Below are 23396 nucleotides of genomic sequence, written 5' to 3' on the forward strand. Positions count from 1 at the left end.
ATGAACGATTGTTCTACCTCACTTTTCAGTTGTACAGTTGGATCGCAGGAGAATTTTAGTACTTCTGTTAAACTACAAATATTCGAATTCAACTTTAAGGGAGAGATAAGATTGTCTAAGCATTGGCAAGCACGTTGGATAACGGATACCCCGTTTAGATCGATGCAACCGTTGGATTTATTTCATAAAGAAATGGATGCAGTTGAATCAGAGACGCATCGCGAAGATTTGCATCATCATCATTGGCTTGTGAGGACCACATTTAATCTGGAGTCTATTAATCTTGAAACCGCTTCCCATTATATGGACATCACAGCAGACGATTACTATAAGGTCTATCTAAACGGCTGTTTTGTTGCTCAGGGCCCGGCTCAAAACGATGCCGGCCACTACTATTACAATCGGATCGAGGTTAGTCCCTTTCTCCAAGCGGGGGAAAATGTCATCGCTGTCCACGTATATTACCAAGGACTAGTTAACCGGGCATATAACAGCGGCGATTACAGGCAGGGGCTTATCGCAGAGCTGACAACAGGCGACCGTGTTCTTCTAAAAACGGATGAGACTTGGCGAGCTAAACGGGCAGAAGATTACCTGAAAGGGGAGACTTTTGGTTATTTGACTCAATTTGCAGAGCATATCGATGCTCGAAAGTCGGAAAAAGGCTGGAAGGATCTTTCCTTTGATGACTCCGCTTGGATTCCTGTCCACACGAACGATCAAGCGGACTATACGCTTGTGGAGCAGCCGACACCGATATTGTCGGTTTATGATAAGAAACCGCATAGCGTAGTAAGAAGGGCTCCCGGTCATTACTGGATTGATTTTGGTGAGGAAATCACTGGCCAGTTTACCATGGAGGCGGAAGGGGAAGCAGGCGCAGAAATCGAAATCCGCTGCGGTGAAGAACTGGAAGAGGATGGACAAGCGGTGAGATTTAACATGCGCTGCAACTGTACTTATCTAGATCGCTGGACGCTATCCGGGGATAACGATAAATTGGACCTTTACGATTACAAAGGCTTTCGATACGTGGAAGTGTTCGGCCCCGAACAAGCGATTCGTCCTGATTCGTTCCAAGCGATCGTCAGACACTATCCCTTTAATGAAGAAAGCTGCCGTTTTCAAAGCTCGGATGACTTGATGAACCGAATTTTTCAAATATGTAAAAATGGCGTCAAATATGGTTCGCAAGAAAACTTTGTTGACTGTCCAACCCGTGAGAAAGGACAATACTTGGGCGATAATACGGTGATCGGGCATGCTCACATGCTCCTCAGCGGCGATCTACGGTTGTATAAGAAGGCAATAGAGCAATTTGCTCTTAGTTCCTCTACGTGCCCAGGTCTCATGTCAGTCGTTCCAGGGAACTTTATGCAGGAGATTGCTGACTTTTCACTTCAGTGGCCGCTGCAGCTGCTGGAATATTATCGATACAGCGGGGATCTCACCTTTTTGCGAGACATGTATCCTTATGCGGAGCAACTGCTCCGTCATTTTCAAGCCTACGATCGAGGCGACGGATTGTTACACGAAATCACCGATAAGTGGAATTTGGTTGATTGGCCGAAGGAGCTGCGCGATGAATACGATTTTGAGCTAACGAAGCCGATAGGTCCCGGCTGCCATAACGTGGTTAATGCGTTTTATCTTGGCTGCACCCAAGCAGTGAATGAGATACGTGATTTGCTTGGGATTTCTTATGAGAATGATCTTCCACGGTTAAAAAAACGCTTCATCGAAGTTTTTTATGATCCGACCCGCCGATTATTTACAGATGCGGAGGGAAGCAGACATCATGCGCTGCATGCCAATGTGCTGCCCTTGCTTTTTGATCTGGCTCCGGAGGAATCCGTTCCATCCATTGTAGATCAAATTCGCGAGAAAAGATTTTCGTGCGGCGTGTACTTTTCCTATTTTGTCTTAAAAGCTTTGGCGAGGGTTGGAGAACATGCGTTGATATATGAGCTTATGAGCTCAGAAGAAGAACATTCATGGGGAAATATGCTGAAAGAAGGCGCTACGACTTGCTTTGAGGCCTGGGGGAAAGACCAAAAGTGGAATACGAGTCTTTGTCACCCGTGGGCAAGCGCTCCAGTACCCTTGCTGATCGAGGAAATCATCGGATTGAAACCATCCAAACCGGGGTGGGAGGAAATTTCATTTTCACCAAAAATACCGGCACACTGGGAGCATTTTACGCTGCAAGTCCTCGTCCCTTCCGGATTGATTAGCCTTGCATACAACCATGGACAGTGGGTTGAGGATTTCCCGCAACAAGTACGGGTGATCCGACACTGACAGCGAGGGGGGAAGCAATTGTTTCGCGAAGTGGCTTTCAAGCGATTAAGCGTTGAAATCGGCTATAATCCACAAGTGCAGGAACTTTTGTCGATCCGCGAGCCTCTGAAACCCGAACAATATTTTTCGATCTATAAAGTGTTTGAAAATTTGAAAGTATTCCAAGCATCAAGTCGTTCCAATCATTTTTTGGTTTACTTCAGATCGATTGATACAGTAGTAACTCCGGATATCAGCAATACGAGCGAAGTGATCTTCAATAATTTATACGCTGGGCACAATGTTTCTTATACGGAATGGATCAAGGGGCTCAATCATTATTACAATGGCGAGTATGTTGTAATGGGCGATGAACTCGCCTTTATTCGATCGCTCCCTTTAGGAAGAAATGGAGTCAGTTTGGGCAGCGTAGTCATTTTCCTGGATCAAAATAAATTTTGGGTTCAGGGCGGCGAGGATTATATTCATAGCGGAACCGCTGCGATTTTGGATAAAAACGATCGGATTGTAGCATCCTCGGAGCCTTTGACGGGGCCAATGCCGTTAACCTATAGTGAGCTTCATGGAAAGAGCGGTGTTGTCACGGCCAAATTGAATGATCAAGATGTGGTCGTCTCTTACATCAGTTCCAGTGCAACCGATTAGAAGTATATGATTATGATGCCGCAGCATGTGTTCTGGGATAAATCGGAATATATCAAAAAAGCGACGGTCATCAGTTTGCTCGCGTGTCTGATCGTCGGTGGCGGACTGTCTTATACCTTTGTTCGTAAAAACTATTCGCCGATTCGAGCGATGATGGAGCTGTTCAAGGAACAAAAGGAAGATATAGGTGTGGAGAGAGCGCCTTTAAACGAATATGATTTTATGCGTCAAGCGATCCATTCCACTTTAATGGAAAATACGGACATGAGCAGCAGGCTTTGGCGGCAAAAAAGCTTCATGCGCGGCCATTTCATCGAGAAATTGCTCAAGGGCAGGGCAAGTGCCATTCCGCTCGAACAATCGCTTGAAACGTACGGAGCCCGCTTTGTTTCCGATGCGTTTGCCGTCATGATATTTAACAGGAAGGAGGGTATTTGCAAGCTTGTCCAAGGTACCAACAATCCCTTATATTTCATCCTGAATCTCCACGTACGGACGGCTTTCCACAAGCAGCAATATGATTGCCATGGCAGCGAATATCATCCTTTTGCCGATAATCGTTTTGTATTTGTTCTTACAGCGTTATTTATTCGACGGTATTGTTTGCGGTGCTCGTGAAATCTTGGCCGGTATTGGTTCTCGATGATTTAATCCGCTCCCTGTTCAGGGAGCGTTTTTTGTTTGCCGTCCCGATAATGCTGCGGCGCAACACCCTCGAACTTTTTGAACAGGCGGCTGAAGTAAAACGGATCCGGATATCCGACTTCTTGTGCGATTTCTTGAATACTTTTGCCGGTATGGTGCAGCAGATGCTTGGCTTTTTGGACCCTTAGCTGTTGAATGTAGTGGATCATAGGGATCCCCGCGTATTTCTTGAACACTTGACATAAATATTCGTATTTGTAGTCCAATGCTTGTTCAAGCTTCTTTCTAGTGATATCGGTTTCGTGAAAATTGTTTAAATGATTGATCAGCTTGCGGAAGGTGAAGTAAGAAACCGGGAAGCCCGTGTCCAGATGTCTTTCCTCCAGAAAATCGTTAGCGATGAGACCGAGTATTTCGGCGATCAGCTGAGTGCTTTGGTAACGAAAGTAGCCCCGCGGTTGCTTCAACGTGTCCACAAGCTCTTCGAAGCGGCTGAGCAGTTTATAGCGCTGCCGATTCCGGTTACGCGCTGTGACGCTCATAGTGTGAAATGTAACGGTTTAGACGGGACCCCAGAAAAGTATCTAAAAAATCTAGAAAAACTATGGAACGAACAGTGCGTTCGCTAATCTAGCCGTCGTATTTTTTGTGAAATATTCACATATGTGAATGATAATAAAGCACTAGCTGCATTTTTCTTATTGGACAGGAGTATAACGGGTATCTATAATTATTTTCGACAGTATACTGGGGGCTATTAAGGGGGGGCGTAAAATGATTTTTAAACGTAGTATCATATTCTCATGGCTACTATCATATATGGCAATTTTACTCGTACCTGTATTGACAGGTGTTTTTATTTATTTGAAATCAAATCAAACAATTATTGATGAGATTAATCGATCTAATAATCTGATTTTGTTAAAGATGCAGAAGGATATGGACACACTGCTAGAGGATGCGAATCGTTTAAGTGTGGAAATTGCTCTTAACCCTCAAGTGCAGGAACTGCTGACAATTCGGGAACCGCTGAAGTCAGAACAATATTTTTCACTCTATAAAGCATTTGAAAGCCTGAAGGTGTTTAAATCCTCTAACCGCTGGAATGATTATTTCGTATATATCAAAGCAATGGATACGATTATTACACCGGATATAAGTAATTCTAGTGAATCCGTCTTTCATAGTTTGTATGGGGCGGGTGGTGTAGGATATGGTGCTTGGATCAAGTATTTGGACGGCTATTTTCAAGGTAATTTTGTGAAACTGGGTAACAATCTGGCCTTTATTCGCTCGATTCCTATAGGTAAGAACGAAACGAGTCAAGGCAACATTGTCATTTTTCTGGATCAGGCAAAGTTTTGGGTGGATAACGCAAAAGACTATTTACACAATAGTGCAGCTGTTATTATCGATAGTAATAATCAGGTGCTTGCCTCTACTCAATCATTAAACGGGCCATTACCGGTGTCATATAGCGATTTAGACAGCAAGAGCGGTGTACTCAAAGTGCAGGATGGTGAACAGGAGTTAGTCATCTCATATATTAGTTCGGGTGCAAGTGATTGGAAGTATATGATAATGATGCCTGAGCATATTTATTGGGATAAGTTGGAAGGTATCAAAAAAGCGACCATGATGAGTTTGCTCATTTGCCTATTCGTGGGCGGTTGCCTAACTTACGCTTTCGTACGTCGCAACTATTCGCCTGTACGTGGCATGCTCGAAATGTTTAAAGAAAAGAAAAACGGAGATAGGGCTGGAAGCAAGAAATTCAATGAGTATGAATTTCTCCAACGGGGAATTCACTCCACATTGCTGGAAAATAAAGAAATGGGTGGAAAGCTATGGCGGCAAGAGAGCGTTATGCGCAGTCATTTTATCGAGAAACTGCTTAAAGGCCGGGATAGTGCTATTCCGCTGCAACAGGTGATGGATTTGCATGAAATCTCCTTCATATCCGACGAGTTTGCTGTCATGATCATTAATGTCGAGGATTACAACGATATCGCACCTTCCTTAGTGAGATTTGCGGTAATGAATGTGACAGAAGAATTGGCGAGGCAAACTAATCAAGGATTTGTTATTGAGATGGATGATTTTATCGTTTGTCTGGTAAATTTTCGAGAGAGGCAGGAGCTTGCAAGGAAAAGGGAACTCTCTGAAGTTGCAGGCAGAGTACTGGAATTTATTGTGAACAATTACCGGGTTCCGGTGACGATTGCGCTGAGCGGGCTGCATATTTCGAGAGCGGGAATCTCAAAGGCGTATTATGAAGCGCTTGAGGTTATGGAATATCAGAGCATTTACGGCATGAGCGGAGTCATGGATTATAGTGATATGGAGATGCCCTGGGCAAAGGGCGAGTATTCATATTCTCTTGAACAAGAGCAGGCGTTGATGAATTGCATCAAGGCAGGCGATTATGTCGCTGCCGAAGAAATTATCGATGATGTATTTAAGGAAAACCTAGATCAGCGCAATCTTCCACTCAAACTTGTTAAATGTCTGTTTATAGATCTTGTCGGTACGATGATGAAAACGATTAATGGATTAAGCGGCATGTATGACGACGCTTTTTTGGAAGAGCTTAATCCGATAGACCGTTTGCTAGCTAGCCAGACGGTAAGTGAAATAAAAAACCAGTTGAAATACATTTTACGCAGCATTTGCGATTCTGTAGAACAAAAGCACGTGGGGAAACGGGCGAATGACGTAATGCAAAGTATAAAAGATATCTTAGCAGCACAGTATAACAACGTTAATCTGAGCATTGCATCCATTGCTGAGCAAATCGGTTTGCATCCGGCTTATGTATCGAAACTGTACAAAGATGCTACAGGTGCGTCACTGCTGGATGATATAGGAAAATACCGGATTGAGCAGGCGAAACAAATTATGAAGGAACAGGACTTGAATATGGAGACTGTAGCTTTGATGGTCGGTTATGCCAACGTTCGTACCTTTCGCCGCGTTTTCGCTAAATATGAAGGAGTTACCCCCGGTAAGTATTCTGAGATCACGGAATAATGCATAACGACATGAGGCCAGCCGGAAGATAGTTCCTGGTTGGCTTTCTTTTTGCAATAAAGTCCCTTGCTCTTAGATATTGTCCCGTCGCCTATTAACGATTTTGCGATATTGTCCTCCATTTTTAGATTCTGTCTCTATCTGTTTGGAGATATCGCGGCTAAGCTTAATACTGTCGACGTCGACTTTTGCAAAACGAAAGCTCAAAAACATGGGGGAGGCTTACAATGAAAAAACGTGCTAAGGGGATATTGCTCATCACGGCAGCGGCTATGCTTGTCGGGACTACGGTAGGGTGCACCAAAGAGAAAGAATCAGAGGTAAAGAAAGAACCTCAGAATAAGACGGAAGGGCCAGCTTATCCTATCAGTGGGAATGTGAAGCTCAAGTATTGGCTCCCGATACCTGCCAATACTTCAGCCACTGTAAAAAATCTTGCTGAAACGGAATTTGCCAAAGAACTAAAAAAACGTACAGGCGTTGAAGTAGAATTCATTCATCCCACAGCAGGCAAAGAATCAGAGCAGTTCAATCTGATGGTTGCTTCCGGCGACTTGCCTGATATCATTTGGTACAATTGGGCCCAATACCCCGGAGGTCCGGAGAAAGCTATTGCCGATAAAGTAATTGCCAAGTTGAACGATTTGCAGCTAAAGCAAGCACCTAATTTATCTATGTATTTGAAGAATATGCCAGATATCGACAAAATGGTCAAGACAGATGAAGGCAGCTACTATTCATTCCCCCTTATTCGCGGTGATAAAAGTTTACTTGTCTCCGCGGGGTCGGTTATCCGTAAAGACTGGCTCGACGAACTTGGACTCCAGGTGCCGACGACGATAGACGAATGGCACACCATGCTTAAGGCATTTAAAGAAAAGAAGGGGGCGTCAGCTCCGCTTAGTCCATATTGGAATATCCAGAGTGTTCTGTCGTGGGGAACATTTATCGGTGCCTACGGGATTACCAAAGGCTTCTATACGGATGCAGGACAGATTAAATACGGTCCGATTGAGCCGGCGTACAAGGATTTTCTTGCCACGATGAATCAATGGTTCTCCGAAAAATTGCTCGACAACAACTTCGCCACGCTGGATACGAAAACGGTGGATGCCAACATGATGAATGGCAAATCAGGTGCAACCGTTGCCAGTGGAGGCAGCGGTGTGGCGAAATGGACGACGACTATGAAGGACAAAGATCCGAAATTTCAGGTTATCGGCGTTCCGTATCCGGTGATAAACAAGGGGGATCAGCCGCAGTTTGGGCAATATTTCTTGCCATTCAATGGTTTCGGTGCAGCGATAACAGCCAGCAGTAAGCATAAAGAAGCGGCTGCAAAATTTTTGGATTATTTATACAGCGAAGAGGGGGCGCTGCTCGCCAACTTCGGCATTGAAGGCACTAGCTATAAAATGGATAACGGTAAGCCTGTGTTTACCGATCTGATCTTAAATAATCCGAACAAGCTGCCGATTAGCCAGGCAATGGCACAATACACGCTGTCCCATGATATGGGGCCGTATATCCAAAATCCCGGAGTGATGCAGACGATGATCCCGGTACAGGCAGATGCGGTAAAGGTATGGTCAAATACGAATGCGGCCAAACATTCCGTGCCTCCAATCTTTGTTGCCGATGGGCAGCGGGACGAGATGGCCAAAATTATGGCTGAAATAACGACTTATGAAAATGAAATGCTGCTAAAATTCATCATGGGCGCAGAACCGCTTAGTAACTTTGATAATTATGTACAGCAAATGAAAAAGCTCGGGATTGATAAAGCGATCAGTATGCAGCAAGAAGCATTGGTACGGTACAACAAAAGATAGCATTACGGCTGTCGGCCGGGGAGGATGGCATTCTAGTTACATGATCCTGCCCGGCTGATGAACAGAAAGCAGGTGTAAGTCATGAGTGTGCATGTCCAAGAGACAATGCGAAGCAAAATCCGCAAGGACTGGCTAAAAAATTATTCATTGTATCTAATCGTTTCGCCAGTTTTACTCTATTATATTATTTTTCATTATGTGCCGATCTATGGCGCAATCATTGCTTTCAAAGACTATGTGCCGACTAAAGGCATATGGGGTAGTCCATGGGTGGGACTTAAACATTTCCAAGAGTTTTTTGACAGTTTTTATTTCTGGCGTATTCTTAAAAATACGCTTGTCATCAGCCTGACTTCACTGATCTTCGGGTTTCCGGCCCCGCTAATTTTAGCATTGTTGATTAACGAAGTAAAAAGCCGCTTCTTCTCCCGTTTCGTCCAAACCATTACTTACATGCCCCATTTTATTTCACTGGTCGTAGTGTGCGGTTTGATTATCGATTTCACCCGTGATACTGGAATAATAAATACGGTCGTAGGCATTTTTGGTGGTGAGAAAGTTACGATGCTAAATCATGCAAACTATTTTGTTCCCATCTACGTATCTTCAGAGATTTGGCAAGAAATCGGCTGGAGCTCCATTATTTATTTGGCTACGATGGGATCTATCGATCCACAACAGTATGAGGCGGCAACGATTGATGGTGCCGGTCGTTGGAAACAAACACTCCACGTAACACTGCCTGGTATAGCTTCGACTATCATTATTCTGCTTATTTTGAAAATTGGCGGTATTTTGAACGTTGGCTTTGAAAAGATAATTTTGCTCTACAATCCGGCCATTTATGAGTCATCTGACGTCATTTCTACATTTGTGTACCGGAAGGGCTTGCAGGAATTTGGCTGGAGCTTCAGTTCTGCTGTTGGTTTATTCAATTCTTCGATAAATTTTTTATTGCTCATCGGGGCGAATCGGCTCAGTAAAAAAATCAATCAATCAGGATTGTGGTAGGAGGAAAACAAAGTGAAGACAAGTATCAGCAGAAAAGTATTTATTGGCGTTAATGTTACGATACTCACGTTCCTTTCATTAATTACCGCCTATCCAATCTTATATGTATTGTTCGCTTCATTTAGCAATCCGGCGGATTATATGGCTCATCAGGGGCTGCTGCTGAAACCGGCCGGCTTCTCGCTGGACGCCTATAAATTGGTGCTGGAAAACCGGATGATTACAGGCGGGTACTTGAATACGATCATTATTGTTGTTGCAGGAGTAACAATCAATTTGTTCATGACCTCGCTCGGCGCCTATTTCTTGTCACGCAAAGATGTACTTTGGCGCGATGCCATCATGATGTTCATAGTATTTACAATGTTCTTCGGTGGTGGACTAGTTCCTTATTATTTAACGGTTAAGGGTCTTCATCTGGACAATTCGTTGATGGCGCTCATAATACCGACCGCCATCAATACGTTCAATCTCATTTTAATGCGAACTTCTTTTATGAACATTCCGGAGGAGATTGTAGAATCCACTGTATTGGATGGGGCTTCACATCTGACGATTTTATTCAAAATATTTATACCGCTATCGATGCCTGTTGTTGCTGTGATGGTGCTTTATTATGGAGTCGGGCACTGGAATGCTTGGTTTAACGCGATGCTCTTTATCCGTGACCGCGACTTGTTTCCACTCCAGCTTGTATTGCGGGATATTCTCGTACAAAACAATACTGAAGCAATGCTGGTGGGGTCCGATTCGTTTGATAAAGGTTTAGTGGCGGAAACGATTAAATATGCCGTCATCATCGTTGCAACGGTTCCGATTTTGGCACTGTATCCCTTCTTACAAAAGTATTTTGTTAAAGGGATGATGATCGGCGCATTAAAGGGCTGAAGATTCTAAATGGAAGCAGGCAAATCCATGAATGAAAAAATGGAGCAGGGAAAGTCAATATTTGAGGCAGGGGTTGCTGATCCCGCTAAAGTGATAGAAAGAGTATCGAAGCGAATGCTTGTAACCCGTCCGCGGAAGAGTATCCGACTACGACCCTTTATGGAACAGCCCATTAAGCAACAATCTTCTTTCGGACCCTACGGAGCTGATTTTTCAGTATGTTGGCCGGATGCCAAGGAAGGCTCCATTGCTTATGCAGCAGCCAGGTTTCATGCCGATCAGGAGCAAGACGTTATTTTTACTGTAGAAGGTTGCGCAAAACTTTGGATTAACGGCGAGTTATTTGCTGAAAAAGAGACGATTCCCGTAAGGATGAAGCAAGGTTGGAATGAACTGATGCTGCTATGTGTCAGGGAACACCATCGCTGGGGATTTAATCTTATCATCGCCTTTCCCAGGTATCCTGGTATGTGGGCCAAAGACTATTTATTTGCCACACGTCCAACGTTTCCGCAGCCTGATCTGGAGGGTGAGGAAGGATTCGCGTACATCGGTCCTTTCGATGCAGAAGCCATCGAACAAGGAAGTCATGAGTTAATAGAAAGAGAGGCACTGTCTGGTCAATTCTCCGCATGGGAGCCTATTATTTCTGCACCGTTAGGGACGCAGTTCGTAGATTTTTTCGTATTGTACGGTCCGAACGCTGCATGTGCTTACGGGTTGACCTTTTATGAAAAGAAAAATAACAGTTCCTTAGTGCTGAATGTCGAGCATGAAGGTCAGATTAAAGTATGGATTGATGGCAAGGAGGTATTACGATCAACCACTGTAGGCCAGACTCAAATCCCTGTTATTTCAAATACTCCAGTTGGACAGGTGCTTATTAAATGTGTTCGTCCGGGTACCGCTGATAGTTGGGGATTTAAGGCGGAAATAGTGGATACTGCAACCGGACAGCGGGCAGATGAAATACCCGAATTGGAGACCATGCGTGGCGATTCTGCACGTTGGCTCTATATAGGGCCATTTGGTAGTTCGGCAGTGGAACCGGAAGTACTGCTGGATATGAGATTTGCTTTAGAATCAGCAGCTATCTGCTTTGAACATCTGTATGCCATAGGTGAAGGCGATGCAAAAACTTACTGGCGGCTTTCATCCCCTGATACCTATGTCAGACCCTATATGGATGGTTTCTTTTTCGGGCAATGGTTTTATGCAATCCAGGTTGGACTATACGGGATGCTGCGTGCAGCCGAAACGTTAGGAGCAAGAGAGGTTGTTCGTTACGCAACAGATAGTATGGCTGTTATGGCGCAGTATCATGATTATGCGCTTTGGGATGCTGGGCACTTCGGCGTACCTTCATTAATTCCGCGCGCCCAGCGATTAGAAGAACTTGATCCATGCGGTACAATCGGTGTTATGTTTATCGAAGCCTATGAACGCACGGGATGCAACTCCATGCTGCCAGTAATCGAACGATTAGCTAATGCTGTGATGAACGCAGTTCCACGAATGGAAGATGGCACGTATTATCGGATCGAGACGATGTGGGCTGATGATTTATTTATGAGCTGTCCATTTCTGGTTCGCATGGGCCGATTGACTGGTGACACGAGATATTATGAGGAGGTGATCAAACAAGCTAAGGGTTTCCATAGCCGCCTTTGGCTGCCAGACAAACATCTGTATGCCCATATTTATTTTCCACAAAAAGGTGTAAACAGTCGCGTACCTTGGGGGAGGGGGAACGGATGGGTCATTTTCGCATTGTCAGAAATACTCTTAATTCTCCCTAACGACTATCCAGAGCGAGATATGTTGCTTAGATTTTACAGGGAACTGGCAATCGGTATTGCATCGTATCAGAACGAATTTGGTATGTGGCATCAAGTTTTAGATGAAAGCGCTTCATATCAGGAAACATCGTGTACGGCAATGTTTGTGTTGTCTTTAGCCAGAGGAATCCGCATGGGATGGCTGGGAAAGGAATTTTTGGATGGGGTTCAAAAAGGGTGGATTGCGCTGCTGAAACAATGCGTGGACGCCGAAGGGAATGTATATGGCGTATGTCTTGGTTCAGGCTGTGCAATGGAATCTTCCTATTATTTCGATATCCCCACGTATATCAATGATGATCATGGAACAGGTATCGTTCTTTTGGCAGCCAAGGAAATGTTTGAATTGGCAGAGATACATTGATTTCGCAGGTTAATTTTGAATGAAAATATATCAGTATCAGAGAGGTGAGTATAATGCTTAATTCCAAAACAAAATATCTTCACTTTTTGCTTGTTTTTACAACTTTTATTGCCTTGGTTATTCCGATAAGCGCGACCCAAACCGCCATTGCTGCCACGGAGGATGTGAGTTGGACTGATAGTTTTGACAGGCCCGATAACACTGTTGTGGGCAATGGCTGGGTCGAGATGCGCGGTGATTGGTCAATCAAGGGGAACACACTTCAATCAAATGGCGGAATGCAAGAGCAGGTGATCGCCCAGTCCAATTACAAACTGGGGAAGACGTTCGCGATTAATGCCACTGTACGTAATACTGATTACTGGCGCTGGAATGGTGTAGCATTCAATATCACCGACAATGGCGACGGTACTCAAAACTACTATGCGCTCCGGATGGTGACGTATCCCGATCAACGTCCAGCGGCCTGGCAGTTGCTGCAAGTGACACGCTCCGCGATCAACAGCGGGATTTTGATCGCTTCGGGCGCCGTCCCTGTCGTAGTGGGCAAGGACTACAGCGTTCGAGTAGCATCCTCCTCGAACGGTGTAGTAGACTTCACGGTTTTTGACGGTGCAACCAAATTGCTTGACCGCTCCCAAGCCCTCCCTCTTAACACGCTTCTCACGGGTGGTTACGCGGGGTTCTACTCGCAGCAAGGAAATTTGCAGGTCAATGATGCCTATCTCTCCATTGCTGTCCTGGTGGATGGGAGTTGGTCTGATAGCTTTGACAGGCCTGACAACACTGTTATTGGTAATGGCTGGGTCGAGATGCGCGGTGACTGGTCCATCAAGGGGAACGCGCTTCAATCAATTGGCGGAGTGCAAGATCGGGTAATCGCTCAGTCCAATTACAAACTAGGGAAGACATTCGCGATTGATGCCACTGTACGTAATACGGCTTACTCGCGCTGGAACGGTATAGCATTCAATATCACCGACAATGGCGACGGTACCCAAGATTACTATGCGCTCCGGATGGTGATGAATTCCGATCAGAGTCCATTGACCTGGCAGTTGCTGCGGGTGACACGCTCCACGATCGGCAGCGGAAGTTTGATTACTTCTGGCACCGTCCCTAATGTCATAATGGGTAAGGACTACTCTGTTCACGTATCATCTTCCTCGTATGGTGTAATAGACCTCACGGTTTCTGACGGTGCAAACAAATTGCTTGACCGCTCTGAGGTCATCCCTCTTGACACGCTTCTCGTGGGTGGATACGCAGGGTTTTACTCGGCCCTAGGAAATTTGCAGGTCAATGATGTCCGTCTCAATACTTCAACCGTACCCGCTGTTGCGCCCGTATCAAGTCCACTGGTTTGGACCCCCGTAGTGGGGACAGGGGAGCCGTACCAGTTTCCGGATGCTCAGCAATACGTTGTGGAGAAAAGCGTAGTTGACACTACGTGGTCCGGGCATCCGGTGGGACAATCGTTGCTTACACATGGTGACGACCAGTATGTCGCCTATTATAATGCCAACCGCCAGATGGTGGTTGCTCACCGTAAAGTCGGTGAAGACACTTGGGTGCGACAAACGCTGGATACGTTTGTCGAATGGGACAGTCACAACTATGTCACCATGGCGCTTGACCGTGCCGGTCAGCTCCATGTATCTGGTAACATGCACGTCGTTCCACTCATTTATTACCGCACGACGACTCCGGGAGACGTGACAACACTTACCCGGATCCCGAACATGGTTGACCCGGCAACTGAGCAGAAGGTAACTTATCCATATTTCACAACTACCTCTGATGGAGCTCTGATTTTTCGGCATCGCGATGGCTCAAGCGGGGATGGCAATGATATGTACAATATCTACGACGAAAAGACACAGCAGTGGCGAAGGCTCCTTGACGTGCCGCTAACTGACGGAGAAGGCCTGCACAATGCCTATGTCGATGGTCCGAAACTTGGCCCTGACGGATATTACCATTTAGCATGGATCTGGAGAGACGCTGGTAATGCGGCGAAGAACCACCGCCTGTCTTATGCGAGAAGCCGAGACCTTCTACACTGGGAGAGGAGTGATGGGACCCCGCTCACGTTACCGATCACGTATTCGACTAGTGAGGTAATCGACCCTGTTCCGATGAATGGGGGGATCCTCAACGGCAATACGAAGATCGGATTTGACTCACAGGGCCGGGTGATGGTCAGCTACTACAAGTATGACCAGTTCGGTAACACACAGATCTACATTGCGCAGCTCATGAATAATGGTTGGGTGATTAAACAGATAAGCGACTGGAAGGGCCGATGGGTGATCTGGGGAGGTGGAAGCTTGGTCACCGAGGTGACGGTCGGTCGTGTCTCCGTACTCCCGGACGGCAATCTCCGCTTGGATTTCAGCGTTAATGGCAAGAGTCGTACCTGGGTCCTAGACCCGGACAGCCTGCAACCGATCTCTGAGATCGACAAGCCGCAACCGCCGAGTGAGTTGACTGATGTTCGCTCAGAATTCCCAGGGATGGAGGTCCAACTGGCTTCGGATATTGGTTCGTCCGGTAATGGGCAGGATCGCTACATGCTACGGTGGGAGAGCCTCCCACAAAATCGTGATTTACCACGTAATCCTCCGTTACCGGATGCAGGAACGCTCGAAGTGTACCACCTGCGGACTGACACGGAAGCTCCTGTAACTACGGCCTCCATCACGCCGTCCCAACCGGATGGAGTTAACGGTTGGTATGTGCACCAAGCGACAGTAACTCTAAGCGCATCTGACAATCTCTCGGGTGTAGCGAAGACGGAGTACAGTCTGGATGGCGGAACGACATGGCAGCCTTATACGTCGGCGCTCACGTTTGACAAAGAAGGCAAATATACCGTCAGCTACCGTTCGACGGACAATGCAGGCAATGTGGAAACAGTGAAGACCGTCAATTTCAACATGGATACAACCGCTCCGGTCACAACGGCTGCAATATCGCCTGCCGCTGCCGACGGGCAAAACGGCTGGTACGCCCATCCGGTTACGATTACCTTAAGCGCTGCCGATAATCTCTCGGGCGTTGCCAAGACGGAGTACAGTCTGGATGGCGGCAGCACCTGGCAAACCTACGCGGAGCCAGTAACGCTGAGTCAAGACGGCAAACATACGGTGAACTACCGTTCGACGGACAACGCCGGCAATGTGGAGGCTGCCCAAACGATCAGCTTCAATCTGGATGCGACTACACCTACGATTACGGTTTCCGGCGTAGCATACGGTACGTACAGCGATTCCGTGGATATTACCACGATCCTTACGCTGAACGACAACTTGTCCGGGGTTGACAGCAGCAAGACAACGGTAACTCTGGATACGTACAGTGTTCAGCAAGGGGCGACCATTCCACTGTATACGCTGCCTCTCGGCTCGCACACACTTATCGTAACGGCAAGCGACATGGCAGGGAATACGAGCAGTCAAAGCGTCCTGTTCCAGACAACGACAAGCATCCAGTCCATGCAGGCCTTGATCACGCGTTTTACGAATATGGGATGGATCGACAACACAGGTATCGCCAAGAGCTTGCAGAGCAAATTGGCTGCGAACGCTCTAGCCGATCTTGTGAACGAAGTGAATGCGCAAAACGGAAAGCAAATTTCGAGTAAAGCTGCAGCTTACCTGCTGCGAGACGCTCAATATTTGATTGACCAGCATTAAATTGTGTTGCCCTTTCCCCTGCCTATGGGGGAAGGGCATATTCACATTTGTAAGAGCCAAGTCGCCTCAAGTTGTTGTAACAAATCAAATATAGTGTGATAACGGCGATCAACAACGTGTTTTGAAAACGGAACTAGCCCCGCGACAGCATCGTCGTGTCCACAAGCTCTTCGAAGCGGCCGAGCAGTATATAGTATCGCCAAATTCACATGGCCGATCTCGATTTTTCGAAGCCGAGTCCGTTTGCCATGGACGATATTAAGCTCGGACGTTCGGCTCGTACTGCAGTTGTCCATGCCGAGACCACAGGAAAGTTAGGTCCAATAAGATTTGCCTTGCCGTTCGTTCGGATGCCATCCGTTTGCTGCTCCCACTATCCGAGCAACAGCGAATCCCAGGCCAACAAGACGGATCGTTTTACGCCGACTTCCAGATTTATCGTTCCGTCGGCCACACGATCAAATTCAAAAACGAAGGGTTAGCATTCGCGTCGAAAAGGTCGGCCCACATCACCTCAAGTAAGGACAATCGCGACAGGAAAATGAAATGACTCCCTTTGATGTTTTTTCTTAAAACATCTCAATCGTGTTCATGGCTTCGTCAAGAAAGCGTTCTTATAATTGAATTATGTCGATTATTACAAATTTGAAAAACGATGGAGAGGCGGCATGAATTTGAATATTTTAAATGAACGAGATTATTATCGGATTGTATATGGGGGATGGCTCGGAAAAAATATTGGGGGAACGCTCGGCGCGCCGGTAGAGGGCGTTAAGGAGTTAATGGCATTGATTGTCTGGTCTGGTCACGGAAGCGGATCAACAAGTTTGGATTTGGGAGGACTTAGTCCTCTATGTGCACCATGTCGTTGCGGTTTTCGACAGTCGTTTTGTTCCATTATTTTTTTATAATTTGTTAAAGGCGGCTTGCTTGTTTTGGCTATTTAAGATGTTTTGATTATCTGTTAAACTACAAATACCTGAATTCACCTGCTTGGGATTTCTTACGAGGATGATTTCATTTAAATATTTGTTAAAAAGGAGAGTAAACGATGATAAAGAACATCTCGCTGAACAAGACATGGTTTCGTCGTCTCCTGTTTTCCTATGTAACGATTTTCCTTTTTATTGTGCCTCTCCTCATGTTTGTCCTGTTGATGGCATTCAGCGAATTGTCGCGAAAAACCGCAGTCGAATCGAATAAAATTTTCACCAAGCAAGTGCTCCAATCCGTAGACAATCAGATGAAGTTGATCGATAACACGATCACGAATGAGATCGCCAGCGATGATACGCTATTGGGTTTTTTTAATCCTGCCTTGCAGAACGATCGATATTATTCGGGCTATTTGTCGTCTGTAAAAGTGAAAAGTCTCATGGCAACGATGCCTCTCATCGATTCGATCTATTTATACAGGCTAACGGACGATACGGTGCAGACGCCATACTCCGTTTCCAAGCTAGCTGCATTTAACGATAAGCAATTGATTGTGGAAGCATTGAAGCAATCCGGGCTAAATCATCTATGGACAGATGTTCGGAAAGGTTACACGGAGCAAGGCGAACCCACCGAATTCGTATCGTTAGTGCGATATGTCCCATTGAATTCCGGTAATGACGGTCTAATCGTTGTCAATGTGCAGCTTCAAGCGATTGCCCATTTTGTTCAAACACTGACGACGGAAAATTCCAATCATCTCAGCCTTTATGACCGCGAGGGTACGCCTATTTATGGTGATATTCATGCGAACGATTCCCTAATGACGAAGATGCACTCCGATTATTCCGAATGGGCCATTTCCAGCAGTGTGGCGAATGGTAATTTGTTTCGTCTTGTCTCCGCAATATCTAAATATTGGATATTCGTTTGTGCGATTTTCTTTTTTATCGGCGTTGTATGGATCGTTGTGGTTACCCGACGGAACTATAAGCCTGTAGAAACGATCATACAGCGTATCCAATTATTCTCCCAGCAAAAAAGCGCTGAACTGTTCCGTAAAGGCAATCAAGATGAATTTAAGTTCATCGATACCGCCTTGCTGAATTTGATGGAGCAGTCAAATGCCTATCAGAAGCAGCATGAGGAAGATTTGGTTTTTAAGCGAAAGCATTTCTTTTTCGAATGGATGGAAGGGAATCGCCCCTTGAAGTATGAAGAGTGGCAACAGGAGATGGAGAGCCTCGGAATGCCTTGCGATTTTGACTCGCTATGTGTTAGTGTGCTCGAAATTAATAAATACAGTAAATTCGCCAGTCTATATTCAGATCATGATCAAAATTTGCTTAAATTCGTTTTGTCCAATGTAGTAAAGGAAATCGCAATTGGCCGAAATGTTACCATATGGACCGAGTGGACGTCCAAGGATCAATTGACTTTGCTGCACTTGGTCCAGAAAATTTCGTCGGAAAGTAAGCCCGAGCAGATCGCGAGTGATATAGCGAATGACCTGATGCAATGGGTGAAGACCAACCTTGATTTCAATATTACGATGGGCATAGGCTCAGGCGTCGATCGCATAGAGCTTGTACATTACGCATACGTCGAAGCCTTGGAAGCACTTCAATACAAACCTTCAATAGGTGAGGATAGTGTGATCTGTTATTGGCAGATTAAGCCCGAGGGTAAGCAACAGTCGCTCGACCTGCTCGAATATATCCGTGAGATTGCGTTTTCATTACGAACGGGAGAAGGCGATTGGCTGGGCAGCTTCGCACAACTTTTCGATGGCATTCGAGCCGGTCTGTATGCGCGTAAGGAATTGGACAACTTAATGAGCTACATGATATTTTTTCTTGATAAGGAGTTTACGGACCTACCAGCGGATGTGCAGAAAATATGGGCAAACGGCGTGCAGGATAAATTGCAAAAAGCGGTAGACGACTGGGACACCGTGGATGAATTACAGCAAATGTTGAGAAGTGTTCTTTCGGAAACAACTGAAGCAATCGCGACATTGCGTGAGATGAGCAGCAATTATATGCTTATCCGCAAAATTAAATTGTATATGGAGGAACATTACCAGAATCCGGATCTATCATTGCTTCATTTAAGCGATGTGTTCCATGTGCATATGAAAAGCATTAGTCGTACGTTTAAGGAAGAAATTGGTGAGAATTTTATTGATTATTTGACGCGAATTCGTACGGAACACGCGAAAGAGCTTTTGGTTCAAACCGAACATTCCATACAAGAGATTACGGTCAGAATCGGATATCTGCATCCGAACACGTTCATTCGATCATTTAAAAAGCTGGTTGGTCAAACCCCAGGAGACTTTCGGAAGACTGCTCAAGTAAAATCATAAAGATGAACTTTGTTGATTGGTGTTTTTTTGTTGATTAATAGGATTTGGATTGCGATAGAATCGGATTCACTGGTGAAAAAGCCAGGGATGACGGTTCTTTTTTTATTTGAGAATATTGTTGATCGAGGGAAAATGAACGATTGTTCTACCTCACTTTTCAGTTGTACAGTTGGATCGCAGGCTACAACAAAGAAAGAGGGAACGATATGAAAGCAATAGACCGAAGGGGAATCGACATGAAGAGATTAAGGGAGAATATTCCACTTCTCCTTATGTTCATACCCGTCATTTTGTTTTACTTAATTTTCAAATACGCGCCAATGGCTGGACTGATCATTGCTTTTAAAGATTATAACTTTTTTGATGGGGTGTTTCGCAGTCCTTGGGTTGGATTTGAACATTTTCAAAAGCTGTTCAGTAACCCAAATTCGTTAAAAATTATCCGAAACACGCTTCTACTTAGCAGTCTAAATATATTCGTGGGGTTTCCGTTTCCGATTCTATTAGCTATTCTTTTGAACGAAGTGAGAAAAATGTGGTTCAAGAAGATCGTTCAAACACTTGTTTATTTACCTTACTTTTATTCATGGATTATTGTCGGTGGGATCGTCTTTAGTATTTTCGGAATCGAAGGAAGCTGGTTAAGTCAATGGATGACCTTTTTTAACTTTGAACCATTTCCGTTCTTATACAATATCAAATCATGGATCACCATCTTTGTTGGTGCAGGGATATGGAAAGATATGGGCTTTAACGCCATTATCTATTTGGCGGCAATGACGACAATCGATCCCTCGCTTTACGAGTCAGCAAGCATGGATGGTGCTAATAAATGGAAACAGATTATTCATATTACGATTCCCGGAATTGCACCGACTATGATTTTGCTCTTTATACTTTCCATGGGGCGTGTGATGGAAGTCGGATTCGACCCCATTTACGTCTTGCAAAATGCTGCGGTGAACGACGTTTCGGATGTCATTAGCACGTATATTTATCGCGTTGGACTGCAAGGCGCGCAATTCAGCTTAACTACAGCAATGGGTATGTTTGAATCTATCGTTGCATTAATTTTACTGCTTTCTGTCAATTGGATTGCACGTCGTTTTCAGAAGGGCCTATTTTAGAGAGGAGGAATCGAGATGCGTGCATCCAATGGAGATAAAATCTTTTACATCATGAACTATATCGTATTAGCCTTAATTGCCTGCTCTAGCTTGTTTCCACTTCTTCATTTGATTGCGCTTTCCATTAGTAGTTCATCCGCCATTGAAACCGGGAAAGTAAATCTTTGGCCTATCGGCTTCACCTGGGAAACGTTTAATGTTTTGATCAAGGGAACACCGCTTATCCGATCATTCAGCAACAGTGCTTTGATCACGTTGGTAGGTGTTACGTTATGTATGCTCACCACCATTATGGCCGCATATCCCTTATCACGTCCCAACTTTTATGCACGTCGCTTCTTTACGCTTTCGATGATCTTTACGATGATCTTTACGGGTGGCATTATCCCTACTTTCCTGGTCATCCAAAGTCTGGGACTGGTTAACTCCTATTGGGCGCTATGGTTACCGGGTTTAGTAAGTACCTATAACATGTTGCTGTTACGTACGTACTTCGAGAACATCCCGTCTGAAATTGACGATGCAGCGCGAATGGATGGCTGCAGTGAAGTACGTCTTCTACTTCAAGTTGTATTGCCCATTTCTATGCCTGTTCTCGCGACATTAACGCTTTTTTATGGTGTTGCGTACTGGAATATCTTTATGAGTATGCTGATTTACATCAACGATACCGATAAGCACAACTTAACTGTGCTCGTACAGCAAATGATTCAAAGCCAGAGCGTGCTGCAGCAAAGCATGGCGGTGCAGCCTGACGATCAGGTTCATGTGGTGGAGGAAGGAATTAAAGCTGCAGGCGTGATCGTCATGATTACCCCGATGTTGGTGGTTTATCCATTTTTGCAAAAATACTTTGTCAAAGGCGTTATGCTTGGTTCCGTGAAAGGCTAAGGGAAGCATGAGGGCGATAAGGAGGTGGTGTTACAAAGAGAAATATGGTTCCCAAAGATTCGATGAGGTAAGCTTAAGCAAACAAATAACGAATTCAAAAGGGGTTTATCAAACATGAAAAAATGGTTTGCGACATCACTAACGATGGCATTATCGACTTCAATGGTTCTAACGGCATGCAGTACGAAATCTACCGTACAACCGAGTTCCTCTGCTAATTCAACAACTCCAACAGCATCAACAACGCCAGCCAAGAAAGGCGATATATCCGTATCGGTTTATGACCGTGGAAGTATTCCTGCTGCAGAAGGAACATTAGAAGATAATCGTTGGACAAAATTTATTAATGAAAACGGCCCTGCGAATGTCAAATATGTTCCAATTCCGCGCAACGATGCGGCACAAAAATTCAATGTACTGTTTGCTTCGGGATCGGCGCCTGACATTATTAACGAGTTTGATCCGAATATACTTAACCCGCTCATCGATCAGAAGCAACTTATGCCGATAAACGACCTGATCGAGAAGAACAGCGTTGAATACAAGAAGGTTCTTCAGGATTATCCCGCATTGAAGAAAGTAGCAACCAGTCCCGACGGGAAGATGTACAAAATTGGACGGGTGCTGGAATCATTTCCAAGTTATGCGGTCTTCGTCCGTGCAGATTGGTTGAAAAAATTGAATCTGGACGTACCGAAAACGACCGAGGATCTGTATAAAGTAGCAAAAGCGTTTGCGGAGCAAGACCCTGACGGCAACGGAAAGAAGGACACATACGGAATGGCATTGAGTTTTCGTTCGGAGTTTGCGATCGATATGATGTTCGGGAACCCTGTTGAGCTGTATGGTCTTGTAAACGATCAACCGAGCCGGGCATTTGAACATGCAAAATTGGCGACGGAATTCAAAAAACGACTGTTTGATGAGGGGATAATCGATAAAGACTTCGTGAATGACAAAAATGGGGCAAAGGCCAAACAAGACTATTTGAATGGTAAGCTGGGCATTTTCCCGACTTTTGTAGGAAGTTGGTTCGATTCGACAGTAACTGATATACAAACCTTGAAAAAGGCTGTTCCAGATGCCGATGTGATCCCTATCGCACTGCCAAAAAGTCCAGTAGGTGAATTTATTCCGGACGTACAAAGTCCAGTGCAAATGACAACTGCGATTAATGCAAAGACTAAAGACCCGGTTGCAGCGATCAAATACATCGACTTTATCAATCGTGTCTCGACGGGTACCAGCCTGCTTTTCGGTGTGGAAGGTACGCATTATAAGAAGGATGCAAACGGATGTCCGCAAAACATCGACCCCAATAAAAGCAAGTCTGAAGTTAGCTGGGCGGGTGACTATGCGCAATCCTATTCCCGTTTGCTGCTCGGCAAGTGTTCGTTCTTCCAAAATCAATTCAATCCTGACATTCCAGAACAGAAAGCCGGACTGGACATGTTCAATAAAGCCGAGTCTTTATATCTAGATTCGACTAAAAAATACCGTTTCGTAACCCTGCAAGAGCTTATACCGTCTTTCCCTAAGGATATGCAAACGTCATTTAACACCGTCAAAAAGCAAATTACCGATACGTGGTTAAAAGCAGTCTTAAGCGGAGACAAATATACTGTTGATCAAGCCTTCAAGGACGTTCAGACTTCATGGGATAAAGCGGGCGGCAAACAAATGGACGACTTCATAATCGAGTGGTATAAAACCAATAAGGACAGCAGTTTCATGATGAAAGATTTATGGGAGACCGTTGCAAAACAAACACAAATGAAGAAGTAAGCAACGCGCATTTAACAAAGAATGAGGGCCGTTATAC

Annotated in this window: 16 protein-coding genes; 15 read left to right on the forward strand and 1 reads right to left on the reverse strand. The window is 45.1% G+C overall.

The features are described from left to right. Window positions 1-111: 111 nt before the first annotated feature. Genes AC58UU_RS16895 through AC58UU_RS16905 form a run of 3 tightly spaced genes read left to right on the forward strand, consistent with a single transcriptional unit; the run spans window position 112 to window position 3564 of the window. Window positions 112-2301: a family 78 glycoside hydrolase catalytic domain gene (locus AC58UU_RS16895; RefSeq protein ID WP_497317482.1), complete on the forward strand. Its 2190-nt coding sequence runs from the start codon at window positions 112-114 to the stop codon at window positions 2299-2301. Between the two features lie 18 nt (window positions 2302-2319). Continuing rightward, complete coding sequence (locus tag AC58UU_RS16900) at window positions 2320-2946, forward strand: hypothetical protein (RefSeq protein WP_497317484.1); 627 nt, start codon at window positions 2320-2322, stop codon at window positions 2944-2946. 6 nt (window positions 2947-2952) lie between these two features. Then, on the forward strand, window positions 2953-3564 hold the full coding sequence (locus AC58UU_RS16905) for a hypothetical protein (protein ID WP_497317485.1): 612 nt from the start codon (window positions 2953-2955) through the stop codon (window positions 3562-3564). A gap of 29 nt (window positions 3565-3593) precedes the next feature. Here the strand turns inward: AC58UU_RS16905 and AC58UU_RS16910 are convergent, their stop codons facing one another. Next, complete coding sequence (locus tag AC58UU_RS16910) at window positions 3594-4133, reverse strand: helix-turn-helix transcriptional regulator (RefSeq protein ID WP_497317487.1); 540 nt, start codon at window positions 4131-4133, stop codon at window positions 3594-3596. A gap of 232 nt (window positions 4134-4365) precedes the next feature. On the opposite strand from AC58UU_RS16910, the gene AC58UU_RS16915 reads away from it, so the two are divergent. The 12 genes from AC58UU_RS16915 to AC58UU_RS16970 all read left to right on the forward strand — a co-directional run bounded on the left by AC58UU_RS16915 (window position 4366) and on the right by AC58UU_RS16970 (window position 23359). Next, the gene (locus tag AC58UU_RS16915; RefSeq protein ID WP_497317489.1) at window positions 4366-6621 is read left to right on the forward strand and encodes a helix-turn-helix domain-containing protein; all 2256 of its coding nucleotides are present in this window, start codon (window positions 4366-4368) and stop codon (window positions 6619-6621) included. 227 nt (window positions 6622-6848) lie between these two features. Then, complete coding sequence (locus tag AC58UU_RS16920; RefSeq protein ID WP_497317491.1) at window positions 6849-8453, forward strand: extracellular solute-binding protein; 1605 nt, start codon at window positions 6849-6851, stop codon at window positions 8451-8453. 81 nt (window positions 8454-8534) lie between these two features. Continuing rightward, window positions 8535-9464, forward strand: coding sequence for an ABC transporter permease (locus tag AC58UU_RS16925; RefSeq protein ID WP_497317493.1), 930 nt, complete (start codon window positions 8535-8537; stop codon window positions 9462-9464). A 12-nt stretch (window positions 9465-9476) separates the two neighbouring features. Next, on the forward strand, window positions 9477-10352 hold the full coding sequence (locus AC58UU_RS16930; protein ID WP_497317495.1) for a carbohydrate ABC transporter permease: 876 nt from the start codon (window positions 9477-9479) through the stop codon (window positions 10350-10352). Window positions 10353-10379: 27 nt separating this feature from the next. Next, window positions 10380-12554, forward strand: a complete 2175-nt coding sequence (locus AC58UU_RS16935) for a glycoside hydrolase family 88/105 protein (protein WP_497317497.1) — start codon at window positions 10380-10382, stop codon at window positions 12552-12554. Window positions 12555-12607: 53 nt separating this feature from the next. Beyond that, window positions 12608-16252: a BNR-4 repeat-containing protein gene (locus AC58UU_RS16940; protein ID WP_497317499.1), complete on the forward strand. Its 3645-nt coding sequence runs from the start codon at window positions 12608-12610 to the stop codon at window positions 16250-16252. 209 nt (window positions 16253-16461) lie between these two features. Next, window positions 16462-16734, forward strand: coding sequence for a hypothetical protein (locus AC58UU_RS16945; RefSeq protein WP_497317500.1), 273 nt, complete (start codon window positions 16462-16464; stop codon window positions 16732-16734). Between the two features lie 186 nt (window positions 16735-16920). Continuing rightward, complete coding sequence (locus tag AC58UU_RS16950; RefSeq protein WP_497317502.1) at window positions 16921-17163, forward strand: hypothetical protein; 243 nt, start codon at window positions 16921-16923, stop codon at window positions 17161-17163. Window positions 17164-17303: 140 nt separating this feature from the next. Then, window positions 17304-19556 carry an AraC family transcriptional regulator gene (locus AC58UU_RS16955; protein WP_497317503.1) on the forward strand — a complete coding sequence of 751 codons (2253 nt, stop codon included), beginning with the start codon at window positions 17304-17306 and terminating at the stop codon, window positions 19554-19556. Window positions 19557-19792: 236 nt separating this feature from the next. Further along, window positions 19793-20683: an ABC transporter permease gene (locus AC58UU_RS16960; protein WP_497317505.1), complete on the forward strand. Its 891-nt coding sequence runs from the start codon at window positions 19793-19795 to the stop codon at window positions 20681-20683. Between the two features lie 15 nt (window positions 20684-20698). Then, window positions 20699-21574, forward strand: coding sequence for a carbohydrate ABC transporter permease (locus AC58UU_RS16965; RefSeq protein ID WP_057302088.1), 876 nt, complete (start codon window positions 20699-20701; stop codon window positions 21572-21574). Window positions 21575-21688: 114 nt separating this feature from the next. Then, window positions 21689-23359 (forward strand): extracellular solute-binding protein, encoded by a 1671-nt coding sequence (locus AC58UU_RS16970; RefSeq protein WP_497317508.1) that lies wholly within the window; start codon window positions 21689-21691, stop codon window positions 23357-23359. The last annotated feature ends 37 nt before the right edge of the window (window positions 23360-23396 follow it).

The sequence above is a fragment of the Paenibacillus sp. JT22N1 genome (genome assembly GCF_059692155.1).

Coding starts and splice junctions, on each gene's coding strand:
- AC58UU_RS16905 (WP_497317485.1), top strand. CDS start 2,953: ATGATTATGATGCCGCAGCATGTGTTCTGGGATAAATCGGAATATATC.
- AC58UU_RS16910 (WP_497317487.1), bottom strand. CDS start 4,133: ATGAGCGTCACAGCGCGTAACCGGAATCGGCAGCGCTATAAACTGCTC.
- AC58UU_RS16915 (WP_497317489.1), top strand. CDS start 4,366: ATGATTTTTAAACGTAGTATCATATTCTCATGGCTACTATCATATATG.
- AC58UU_RS16920 (WP_497317491.1), top strand. CDS start 6,849: ATGAAAAAACGTGCTAAGGGGATATTGCTCATCACGGCAGCGGCTATG.
- AC58UU_RS16925 (WP_497317493.1), top strand. CDS start 8,535: ATGAGTGTGCATGTCCAAGAGACAATGCGAAGCAAAATCCGCAAGGAC.
- AC58UU_RS16935 (WP_497317497.1), top strand. CDS start 10,380: ATGAATGAAAAAATGGAGCAGGGAAAGTCAATATTTGAGGCAGGGGTT.
- AC58UU_RS16940 (WP_497317499.1), top strand. CDS start 12,608: ATGCTTAATTCCAAAACAAAATATCTTCACTTTTTGCTTGTTTTTACA.
- AC58UU_RS16945 (WP_497317500.1), top strand. CDS start 16,462: ATGGCCGATCTCGATTTTTCGAAGCCGAGTCCGTTTGCCATGGACGAT.
- AC58UU_RS16950 (WP_497317502.1), top strand. CDS start 16,921: ATGAATTTGAATATTTTAAATGAACGAGATTATTATCGGATTGTATAT.
- AC58UU_RS16955 (WP_497317503.1), top strand. CDS start 17,304: ATGATAAAGAACATCTCGCTGAACAAGACATGGTTTCGTCGTCTCCTG.
- AC58UU_RS16960 (WP_497317505.1), top strand. CDS start 19,793: ATGAAGAGATTAAGGGAGAATATTCCACTTCTCCTTATGTTCATACCC.
- AC58UU_RS16965 (WP_057302088.1), top strand. CDS start 20,699: ATGCGTGCATCCAATGGAGATAAAATCTTTTACATCATGAACTATATC.
- AC58UU_RS16970 (WP_497317508.1), top strand. CDS start 21,689: ATGAAAAAATGGTTTGCGACATCACTAACGATGGCATTATCGACTTCA.